9 protein-coding genes are annotated in these 10,637 nt (G+C 32.5%); 2 read left to right on the top strand and 7 right to left on the bottom strand.

Translation table 11 applies throughout. From position 1 onward, the window contains the following. From FUA48_RS14285 to FUA48_RS14265, 6 genes are all read right to left on the bottom strand, one after another. Positions 1-1,740 carry a DUF262 domain-containing protein gene (locus tag FUA48_RS14285; protein ID WP_147584156.1) on the bottom strand — a complete coding sequence of 580 codons (1,740 nt, stop codon included), beginning with the start codon at positions 1,738-1,740 and terminating at the stop codon, positions 1-3. Then, entirely contained in the window at positions 1,730-2,500 is a 771-nt protein-coding gene (locus FUA48_RS14280) for a DUF4391 domain-containing protein (RefSeq protein ID WP_147584155.1), read from the bottom strand. Before FUA48_RS14280 ends, FUA48_RS14285 begins: the two co-directional genes overlap by 11 nt. Further along, positions 2,500-5,673 (bottom strand): helicase-related protein, encoded by a 3,174-nt coding sequence (locus tag FUA48_RS14275; RefSeq protein ID WP_147584154.1) that lies wholly within the window; start codon positions 5,671-5,673, stop codon positions 2,500-2,502. Before FUA48_RS14275 ends, FUA48_RS14280 begins: the two co-directional genes overlap by 1 nt. A 275-nt stretch (positions 5,674-5,948) precedes the next feature. Beyond that, on the bottom strand, positions 5,949-6,251 hold the full coding sequence (locus FUA48_RS14270; protein WP_147584153.1) for a hypothetical protein: 303 nt from the start codon (positions 6,249-6,251) through the stop codon (positions 5,949-5,951). Between the two features lie 6 nt (positions 6,252-6,257). Beyond that, positions 6,258-6,407, bottom strand: coding sequence for a hypothetical protein (locus FUA48_RS18410; protein WP_168196992.1), 150 nt, complete (start codon positions 6,405-6,407; stop codon positions 6,258-6,260). 2 nt (positions 6,408-6,409) lie between these two features. Then, entirely contained in the window at positions 6,410-6,838 is a 429-nt protein-coding gene (locus tag FUA48_RS14265) for a hypothetical protein (RefSeq protein WP_147584152.1), read from the bottom strand. Between the two features lie 108 nt (positions 6,839-6,946). On the opposite strand from FUA48_RS14265, the gene FUA48_RS14260 reads away from it, so the two are divergent. Together FUA48_RS14260 and FUA48_RS14255 are read left to right on the top strand one after the other, a co-directional pair. Continuing rightward, positions 6,947-7,210 carry a helix-turn-helix domain-containing protein gene (locus tag FUA48_RS14260; RefSeq protein WP_147584151.1) on the top strand — a complete coding sequence of 88 codons (264 nt, stop codon included), beginning with the start codon at positions 6,947-6,949 and terminating at the stop codon, positions 7,208-7,210. A gap of 798 nt (positions 7,211-8,008) precedes the next feature. Further along, positions 8,009-9,601 (top strand): hypothetical protein, encoded by a 1,593-nt coding sequence (locus FUA48_RS14255; RefSeq protein ID WP_147584150.1) that lies wholly within the window; start codon positions 8,009-8,011, stop codon positions 9,599-9,601. A 95-nt stretch (positions 9,602-9,696) separates the two neighbouring features. On the opposite strand, the gene FUA48_RS14250 is transcribed toward FUA48_RS14255, so the two are convergent. After that, complete coding sequence (locus tag FUA48_RS14250; RefSeq protein WP_147584149.1) at positions 9,697-10,464, bottom strand: TIGR02757 family protein; 768 nt, start codon at positions 10,462-10,464, stop codon at positions 9,697-9,699. Positions 10,465-10,637 lie beyond the last annotated feature (173 nt).

Raw genomic sequence — 10,637 nt, 5'->3', positions numbered from 1 at the left:
TTATTTTTTCCAGATGATTAATGCTGTTGCGTATAAATCATTTGCTCTGTCGCTTATTGTCTGTTCGTTCCAGTCTGGACTGTTTACATATTTAGTTGTTAACGGAAGAGAAGAATATTCGGTTAATATCTCTTTCTTCACCGCCCAAGCTGAATTTCGCAATTTACTATTTAAATTTCGCGTAATTATAGTTAAATTCCCTAGTGTTAATAATTTTTGATTTCTATAGTTTTTTTCTTCTGGAGTTAAATTTGCCTGCCAGTTACTCTGCCATTTCTTTGGCATAATATGTTCTACAGAAAATGATTCAGAACTTAAAGAAGTTATATCATGTAAAACTGTATTTACATGGTACAAAGTAATTATAAACAAAAACTCTTTTGAATATTGATTTGAGAATACCGAATTAGCGAAACCTGTTTTAAATTCTTCATCGCTAGGGAATCGACTGGTATCATCACTGTAACTCAACAAAATTTCAGAAAGACTATCTATTAACTTAGGGGTTTCAACCTCTTTTAATTGCTTTATAAGTGAAATAAATAAATTGTTATAATTTTTTGTAGTTAGTTTACATACAGCTCTTCTTACCAAATAGCTTTCAAGTAAGATTAGGCACTTCTCCCTTTCATATGTATCTTCAATGTTCTTGTATAAGAATAAAATTAGAGGATAAACTGTAGTAATATTTAAGTTTTCAATTATATGAAAGAATCGTTTTTCATTATCACTAAAGCGTAGGCTCTCTAATTCTGTACCAGATGGTAAAGAAAAATAAATCTCTGCATATGTTTTAAGAGCTTGTAAAAACTCCTTTTTGTCCTCAAATTTTTTATCTTTTAACCAAGCTTTATAGTCTTTAAATAAATGCTCAAGAGAAACATCTTTTTCCTTTTCTATTAATAGATAACAATATAGCAAAACATCTATATTCTCACGATAAACTCTACCTGCTGTTTTTTTGGTATTCCAAAACTTAACAGTCTCTTCATCCACTTCAAAAATATCTTCCCAGTATTCTTTATAATGTTCCTTAGTCTCATCATCATTAAAAATATGATTTTTTAAAAGTTCTGATGTTGTTAATTTAACCCCTAAAGAGTTAATAGTATCAAAAATTTCCTGCTCATCATCATTATGGTCAAGCACCATATTTATTGCAGGGAACTTGTGCAAAATAGTAACGTTTAAAGCTAATATTTCTTCGTTTGTAAAATCTTTAAATTTCTCCTTAAAAAAAAGATAGGTGTCAATAATTTTACTCCCATTAGAAGTTATATCAATGTCAGTATCACAATCAGATTGCATTACCAAATCAAATGACTTTTTATCCAATCTGTTGTGTATTATTCTGTAATGAACCTTACCGTAAGCATCCTCATAAAACAGAGAGCTATTAATATTTTTAATTAAAAAATTAGCTCCTTCAACAGTACTGTCTACACTGTTGGCTAAAGCCTTTATTACAAGACAGAAAGTTGTCATACGCTGTTGGCCGTCAACTAAATTATATTTCGCAGCCATCTGTGTACTGGAAGAGTTAATTTTTGTTATTACTGTCCCTATAAAATGCTCTTTTTGAGGTTTTATCTTTCCTTCCTCATAGGTTGCCAGTATATCTTCAAGTAAATTTTCGCAATCTTCTTTTTTCCATACATAAGGTCTTTGAAAAAAAGGTATTATATATTGGTTAGTTCCAGTATTTAATAATTTTATTAAATGTTCTTTGCTAATGTCCATTTGAAAGTGTGGTTTTTAAGGTGTGAATTTGGTTGCGTTTATCCTGAATTTCTATATTTAAAGAAACCTTTTGATTTAACTGAGTTTCTTTTTTTATTTGATTCGACAAAGTAATGATTTCTTTTTCTAAATTCTCTATTTTTTCAAGCGTTAAAAGGTCTTCGGCTGTACGATTACTACCTCTTAAATTAAATTTACCAGTAACTGTAGCGGTCTTTAATTGCACTATAGCCCCTATGTAACTCTTATATAATGTTTCGAGATTATTCTTATTCAGGGCACTAAAATTTATAACCTGAAAAAAGGTATTGATTGATTCATTTTTATAGAGTTTTGAGAGTAATTGCGTACTCAAATCTCTCTCTATAATTCTTTTATTGGTATCGGCTAAATTTATCCTTTTTTCAGAAACATTAATCATGAAATAATTGTCATCTTCTGCTATAACAATTGAGTGATACGGTATATATTTTTGAACGAACTGAATATATTTATTGGCTAGATTCTCTGTGATATTGTCAGAAAGCGTAATGATAATTATTTGAATTTCTTCATAACTATAAGCACTGGTTTTAACAGGGCTCACATTAACTGATGATTGTTTGATACTTGCAAACCAATTTATATTTGGAATATCATTAAGTAATTTTTTCTCAGCAGCAGTTAATTCAAAATTCTTCAAAAAGAAGGATTTTGTGATTTTCTTATTCAATAAGGTACGCTCTGGTAACCCAAAAATATTATTATAATTAAAACTCATTACTTTATTACTAAATAACTAATCAATTCAAGTCTGTCTTGCTCAGAAAAAGTTTCCTGTAGTAAAGTTGTGCCTCCTGGAGTAGCCAAAGAATCAAGTCCAACCTCCTCCTGAATCCCTACTATTTCTTCTATACACTTTTTAAGAAGTTTTGTGTAGGTCTTCATCTTTTTATTATGTTTAGTTTCTTTTTCAAACTCAGTTATCAATGAAGACAATACGCCGTCATTACCCATACATAACTTTCTAAAATAATCCAGTGCAAGTTTAGTTTGCGCAGCTTTTATAATTTCGCTGCCGTCAAGGCTGATATAAATTAAATAAAACGGGTGTAAAATGTTATTTCTTAGTTTTCCAGTATGCTCTTCCCCAATATCTTTTAAACAGAAAATAACACCTTGTTTTATGTCTTCAAGATTTGATTTTACAACTGCATAAGAGGCTTTAGGTATATCTCTAAGCTCTAACAATTCTTCATCAGTACTTTTCTCTAAATCTATTTTAAAATCATTGAATGTAAGGTCGGTTATAGATATAGTGCCTTGTACATCTTCAAGGTCTATTACCTGATTTTGTAGTTGTTTTAACTGTCTTCTCCTGTAATCCAAATCCTGCATCTCCCTACCACTTTGTGATATGATATTATCTTCACCAGTTGCAGAAACATCAAGCATTACCATACGTCCCTGAACACGAGCAACCAAATCAATAAAGCTATCAAGCTCCATTGAAGGAAAGAAATTCACCAGTTGAATTTTTTCATTTTTAGAACCAATACGGTCAATACGTCCAAAACGTTGAATGATACGAACGGGATTCCAATGGATATCATAATTAACCAAATAATCACAATCCTGAAGGTTTTGACCCTCAGAAATACAATCGGTACAAAAGAGAATATCTATTTCATTTTTCTCATGAGGATATATTTCATCCCTCTTTTTAGAAAGTGGAGAGAAGTTTGTTAGAATGGAGTTCAAATCTGTTTTGCACTTTGGCATATTGGTTTTATTAGTCCCTGAGCCTGTTACCAATGCAGAATTTAATTTATGCTTATTTTTTAACCAATTATGTAATTCATTATACAAATAGTCGGCAGTATCAGCAAAAGCCGTGAATACTATTATTTTTTTATTATCTGGGTTTATCGGATTGTTTAACTTTTCTTCAATTCTATTTTTAAGCTCTAATAGTTTTGCGTCACGTTTTACATCAATCAATTTGATACTTCCTAATAATTTAACTAAAATTGATTTATCCAATTTTAGGTCTTGCTTCCATTGAATGTTATCTAAATCCTGAATCAATACTTTCGTTTTTCCACCGACCAATAAATCTTCTAACTCAGTATCATCAATTTCAATATCATTAATACCAAAATCCAAATCATAAGCTCCTGATTTATGATTTTCTATTAACCTTAGATTTTCATCAATGATGGCAATTAATTTTTCAACAGTCAATTTAAAAGAATGGATAGAACTTTCTAAACGTTTTAAAAGGTTGACACGCATTAAATAAATTAAACTCTGCTCACGGTCAACTTGTTTAAAAACACCACCAGTACGCGTTTCTATATCATATTTCGTTTCATATTCGTCTCTTTTATCTGCTCTTACATAAGCCAAAGGAGTATATGATGCTAAAGTCAATGTACTGATTTCATCATAAATTTGTCCGATATTACTAAACTGACCTTTGGTGTCAATCTCTGGAGTAATGGTTAAAGGCGTGAGTCTATTTGGAAAATTACCAATATCGGCCATATCATAGTATTTCTCAATATGTTTACGAGACCTCGCAATAGTTAACATATCTAAAATTCTAAAATAAGTACCGTCTAAACTTTCCATTAATGAATTAACTTCTAAATTGTTTGGGTCTCCATTTTTGTACCAATTAGTGAATTTTCGTTGAGCATCACGCATTACTTGAGCGATACTGTCTATACCATATTGCGCGAAAGCCCTATCATTTCCCTCAGTAATAAATGAAACTTGATTTTTTAAATCGTTCATCTTATTATTTACAGGAGTTGCCGATAGCATTAATACTTTTGTTTTAATATTTGCTTTTATGACATCATTCATTAATTTTTTGTATCGAGTCATTCCCTCTCTCTTGTTGGGATTGTTTCTGAAATTATGGGATTCATCAATAACAACCAAATCATAATTCCCCCAATGAATCATTTCCAAATCAATATCACCTGATTTTCCTCTTTCTCGGGTTAAATCTGTGTGGTTCAACACATCGAAATTCAAACGGTCTTCTGCAAGGATATTTCTCCTATCATTTATTTGAGTATAAATTGTCCAGTTCTCTCTTAATTTTTTTGGTGCTAAAACCAAGACTCTTTTATCGTTTCTTAAAAGATAATATGACATTACTGCCAAAGCTTCAAATGTTTTCCCTAATCCAACTGAATCAGCAATTATACAACCTCCATAGGTCTCTAATTTTTCAATAGCACCAATTACGGCATCTTTTTGAAAATTATAAAGCATACTCCAGATTTTAGTATTTTTAAATCCAGTTCTCTCCAGTTTTTCGTCTGCTCTTTCATTTATTGTTGAATATTGAAATATTTCTCGTATACTGTATTTATAAATTGCTTCGGCTGAAAAACTTGCCGCCCCTCTCTTCAGCATAGAAATAACCATATTGTTAAGATTAGCCCTGCTATTATCCCATGAATTATTGAAGATATTTAAAAACTGATTCTGTTCATCTGGAAATGAAGTGATAAAAATTGGTGATTTAGCAGTAACCCGTCCGAGTGAAACAGAATCAAAATTTAATGGTGTAAGATTAAACGAAGTAGAATCACCACCATTTTCAACAATTAAGACACGTTGATTAGCTAAACTCCCTTTTCGTATTTCTATTTTATCTTCAATTAAGCTTATAACCTGATTAATACGATATTTTCTATCTAGTAGTAAGTTTAATTTATATTCTTCGGCATTATAGAGAAATTTAAAATCTTCCTCTGTATTAGTGTTATAATTCAATAGAATCCTTATTGTATTCACTTGTTTGAAATCATCCAGTATTTCAAATAAAGCATATGTTGTAAAATAATCACAACTTATTGAAATATTGGATTCAGAAGTAAGAAGAGCTTTTAACTCATCTATTAGCAAAACATTCTGATTGTTGATTAGTTTCATTTGTAAGGTTGGTTAGGTAAAAAATATTTAAACTTTAAAAGTAAGAATTTTAGGCCAACTAGAAATTATAAAATAAAAAAAGGGGCTAATAGCCCCAATTATAATGATTATCCAATAATATATTGTTTTCGATAACTTGTGCCTCCACAGGTGCACCCTGTGTAGCTACACTTCTGACAGGTTATTTTGCTACATCTGCTACATTGCTTTGCTCTGTCGCCCTTGTGACTGTTTCCACAGGAACATGATGAAATTTTATCCATGATATATGTATATTAGTTTAAAAATGAAACTATTATGATGACAAAGAACAACAGCATGTGAAAGCCAGCTATATAGCTATAAGGTTTCTGTTCTTTCATCTTATCCCTGAAAGAAGACTCAATATCAATGTCTTTGATGGCGTCAAATTTTTGCTCCTGTGCGGGCAATATCAGCTTTACGAAAATAAAAAGGGAAGCTATACAGCCCAGCCAGATATAAAACCAGATGCTGGTGTCGGGTATCTGCAAAAACTTATGGCATAATAAGCCAACTCCGAACGGAAATACAAAATATATGATATGATTTTGATTCATTGTTATTTATTTTACTTGTTTAATGCTTCCTGTGCGGTAATTAGGATTCATCTTTTTTGCCGTTACCAAAGCTGATGCCTGATTGGCAGCGAATACACGCGTAGCAGTCTTTAATCCTCCTCCTTTTGGTAGTAATTCAACTATAAACTCTTTCATAATTAATTGTTTGGTCGATGGTAATACTTAATGTAGTCCGCTTCTTCACTAGCATCCAATATAAGTTCACCATTACTTATAGTAATAATATGGTGGTAGCTATTTGGTGCTCCAAATGCAATGTTACCGTCATCCAATATCCACCAGAAGTAAGTGCCTGCAACACCGATATTACAATCATTATCGCTATATAAGGTTTCTGTTACCTCACCATTTCCATTGAATTCCAATATCTGACGGCCGCATTCTCCGTTACTCTCATAAAGTATCGGTTGAGTTCCCTCCCCGTAAATACCTTTATATATTACCCATTTACCAAGGAGTTGGGAAGTGTCTGTATTTTGAGCTGAGTTTGGTGAATCATCATTACCTGAACAGGCTGTAAAACAAACGATAATGGCCGTAAAAGCTAACGCAATTAATTTTCTCATAGGTTATTGATTTAAGATTTAGACTACAAATATAAAAATTAAATTCTATTTTATAGTGTACTATATATTAGAGTACCTAAAATCATACACTATTGTGAGATTTGAGGTATGGAAAAATCAACTAAGAAAGGACAATTACCTGAGCTGAATTTAATTGCAGAAAGATTAAAGGCTCTTAGAAAGGAGAAGGGGTATAAAAACTATGAGCATATCGCCTTTGATTTAGGCATGAGTAGAAGCGCTTACTGGCGATTAGAAACAGGTGCAAACTTTGAATTAAAAACATTGATAAATATTTGTAGGGTGCTTGGTGTTAGTCTTGAGGATTTCTTTACAGGAATCTCCTTGCCAGAGCCAAAAAAAGAAGATTAAACCTCCTTTAAACTTTTACCTCGTAATTTTTTATAAAAATTTTTTTTCAAAATATGAAAAGGACTCAGATTAGAGCTATCATAAGGAACCAGGGAGGGGGGATAAAAGGGAGGATACCCCAACCTTTTAAATGATTTTTTAAAAAATTCCGCTAATGGGTGCGTAGGAGAGACAAACCAATCTGTATTATATCTCCAAACAATACCAAAAACACATATTTAAAGATTGTAGGGCTTACCTTATACGTGTGAAGCAAGTTTCTTAATGTAACACTTAAACATTACTTAAATGACCTTATTTGCTGTTATGGTACAATATCAGCAGCGTATAGACGTTATTTCGGTGCGCTATTGGTTGTGAGATTGTTGGTCAGTATTCCTATATTTATACGATTAGTACTCTATTCTCTAACGTTAGACACATCCATTCTAATATTAGACTGATTACTATATATTCTTATTACCCTTTTCTCTCTATCATATATGTTACTTAATATATAACTAACTATATTAAAGGAACTACCAGTAAAATAGAGACATCATAAAGATTATCAATAAAAGTATTGAGCTTAGTTTGCGCTATTAAACTATTTCAACATAAAATTTATACCAATAAATATCCATTGTGTCATTGACTTATTAAAACATTTTGTGTAGAATTAGTGAAAATAGAGAGAATAAACTCCAAATTCCTGAGTGCTGGGGAAATGATTCACCCCAGCTTCTTCTGTCAGGTTAAATAACAGAAGACGATAAATAAGCACCAGTAGACTGGTGGGTGAATAGAAGTATAACCAAAATGATTTCAAAGCATGACTGCATTGGCCTTACAGGCGACACTGAGGATATTAATGTCCTATTAACTGAAAATAAGCTCTCTGAGGCTTCGTTGGTGTTTCCCAACGTAAATTCTATAATGATTCCGAAGAAAGCTCTTTACAATCTTTCTAAATACACTTCAAAGCCACTGCTTAAGGCCGTTGACCCAAAGATAGAGGTGGCCGTGGAAAAGTGCCTTGTTTTTCTCTCTAACCTTGCCATGACTTACTACACGGAGGATAAATGGAAAAAGCTGTACTCAGGTATCCTTCATGACCAGTCCAAAAAGGGTAATAACAATACATGTATATACCCTAAAATCGTTGATGTACTTACAAAAGGAACATCAAAGGGAGCTTTTATTGAGGTAAATAATCAATACTATGAAGGTGAGTCCAGAAAATACCGCTTAACAGAAACTTATCTGAAAGCTGGCCTTACGCAGTACACTATTAAAGATAGTAAGCTCATACAACGTCTTAACAGCATTTATTACACCAGACTGGATACGGCTATTAAAAACCCTGTTTGCCGTAATCTTATCAGCATCTATCCCAAACTTGAGCTGCCTACCTCTGAGGAACTGCTAGCCATTGGTAAGAAGCTGGTAAAGGAAGGCCGTGAAACTAAAAGAGGAAAGCTCCTGACCATGCGAAATAAGCACAGCAACGAGTACTGGAGTGATTATACGAACAGAAGCTTTGTAGAGGATAACATAAGGTTATTTGAGTTCCTGACCAGTAGGGGCTTTATGATTCCAAGCGAAGGGGATGATAAAAGCGGTCACCGTGTGGTAGACTCCTTTACACTTATGCCGTCATGGATAAGAGAGCAGATAACCATAGGCGGTATAAAGCTAAGGGAACGTGATTACACAGCATTACACCCCAACATAGCCATCAAACTCTATGGTGGTAAGCAAAGTAATATTACACATCAGAATGTGGCAGAAAAAGCCTCTATTGATATTATCGATGTAAAGCAGGAACATCTAAGCTTCTTTAACAAGACTTGGAAAGGGATGCAAAAATCACCACTATATCAACATTACCAACAAACGGAGCCTGTAATGCTGGAGAATCTTCGTAAAGACAAGAAAAAGAATGGTTATAAGGTCACATCCCGAAAGATGTTTAAAATCGAGGTTGATATAATGACCGAGGTAATACAACATCTTAATTCAGTTGGTATTCAGGTATTATACGTGTATGATGCGCTATTATGCGAAGAAAAAGACAGACAGGTCGTAACTGAGACTATGAACAGTACTATCTTAGAACATGGTGTAAAGACCTCAGTAAAGATTGAATCACCAGTACAGGGAGAAACAATCCAATGTAAGCAATATCGTTTAGATGAAGAAATAAACCTATATGAAGTATTACCAGCCATGTCATTTACCATAGAGGAAAGCATGACAATTATATGTGATTTTGATTTCAGTAAGATGCAGATGAGTGAACTGGTAAAATATATCGGAAAGCAACGCAAAGAGCAACAGTATAATGATTATAATGGTGTACGGATTACACCCGAACACATTGATGCATTAAAAACTATCATTGCTACATAATGCTAAAAAAAAATAAACCTCTACCAATTCAGTAGAGGTTATTTGTTTTATATCAACAAAATAATGTAATAAATGTTTGTCATCTTAATCAGTGGTTATTTCCAGCCCTCAAAAACTCCTAGTCCAAACAAGGCATAATCATACTTAACTGGGTCAATTGGGTCAAAATTCCTCAAATGAGTATCTAATTCCATTAAAGTTTTTATATCATCCTGCTTTCTGGTAATAAGCCCTAAATTACGACCAACATTACCTGTATGAATATCAAGAGGGCATGACAGTAAGCTTGGAGAAATAGATTTCCATATACCCAAGTCTACTCCAGCATTATCATTTCTAACCATCCATCTTAAAAAAAGATGAAGTCTTTTAGCAGCACTGCCACGTAAAGGGTCGGCAATATGCTTATGGGTTCTTTGTTCATGTTCAACCTCAAAAAACTTCTGTTTTAATTGGCTAATAGCATTATGCAAATATCCTTCTTTCTGATGCTTATTAAAGATATTTTCAAGACCACTATGGTTAGTATAAATATGTTTCAAACCGCAGATGAAGGTTGTAAAATCCCTACCGTTGAATGTTCTATGTACAAAGCTTTTCAAAGGTTCAAGTTGGTATGGCTTATGGGACATAACAAAATCATAAGGTGAATTCCCCATGAGGTTCATCATCTTATGGCAATTATTAATAACCATTTTTCTATTGCCCCAAGCTATTGTGGCTGCAAGAAATCCAGCAATCTCAATATCCTCTTTATGATTAAAAAGATGGGGAATCTGTACTGGGTCAGTTTCTATAAAGTTGCTGTTATTATATTGCTGATACTTTGTATCAAGTAGGTCTTTTAAATTTTCTTTATTCATTTTTCAAAAATACTATTTTTACAAAAAATAAGTATATTGAATATATTATTGGTTTTTACTATTAATCATAATAATCCTTTAATTTAGATATAGTCTTATTATTTAATCTATTACTTGATTATTTAAGATGTCAGAGATTTGATTCTGTTGGAAGAATGTTAGTACAACAATTT

It is taken from the genome of Flavobacterium alkalisoli (assembly GCF_008000935.1).
In the GTDB taxonomy this organism is placed as follows: Bacteria; Bacteroidota; Bacteroidia; order Flavobacteriales; family Flavobacteriaceae; genus Flavobacterium; species Flavobacterium alkalisoli.
The sequence above is the reverse complement of the archived record's forward strand: the minus strand, read 5'-3'. Positions and strand labels throughout refer to the sequence as shown.

Bases quoted from the DNA above. Each gene is read 5' to 3' on its own strand.
- FUA48_RS14270 (WP_147584153.1), bottom strand. From the start codon at position 6,251: ATGAATCAAAATCATATCATATATTTTGTATTTCCGTTCGGAGTTGGC.
- FUA48_RS14255 (WP_147584150.1), top strand. From the start codon at position 8,009: ATGATTTCAAAGCATGACTGCATTGGCCTTACAGGCGACACTGAGGAT.
- FUA48_RS14260 (WP_147584151.1), top strand. From the start codon at position 6,947: ATGGAAAAATCAACTAAGAAAGGACAATTACCTGAGCTGAATTTAATT.
- FUA48_RS14250 (WP_147584149.1), bottom strand. From the start codon at position 10,464: ATGAATAAAGAAAATTTAAAAGACCTACTTGATACAAAGTATCAGCAA.
- FUA48_RS14280 (WP_147584155.1), bottom strand. From the start codon at position 2,500: ATGAGTTTTAATTATAATAATATTTTTGGGTTACCAGAGCGTACCTTA.
- FUA48_RS14285 (WP_147584156.1), bottom strand. From the start codon at position 1,740: ATGGACATTAGCAAAGAACATTTAATAAAATTATTAAATACTGGAACT.
- FUA48_RS14265 (WP_147584152.1), bottom strand. From the start codon at position 6,838: ATGAGAAAATTAATTGCGTTAGCTTTTACGGCCATTATCGTTTGTTTT.
- FUA48_RS14275 (WP_147584154.1), bottom strand. From the start codon at position 5,673: ATGAAACTAATCAACAATCAGAATGTTTTGCTAATAGATGAGTTAAAA.
- FUA48_RS18410 (WP_168196992.1), bottom strand. From the start codon at position 6,407: ATGAAAGAGTTTATAGTTGAATTACTACCAAAAGGAGGAGGATTAAAG.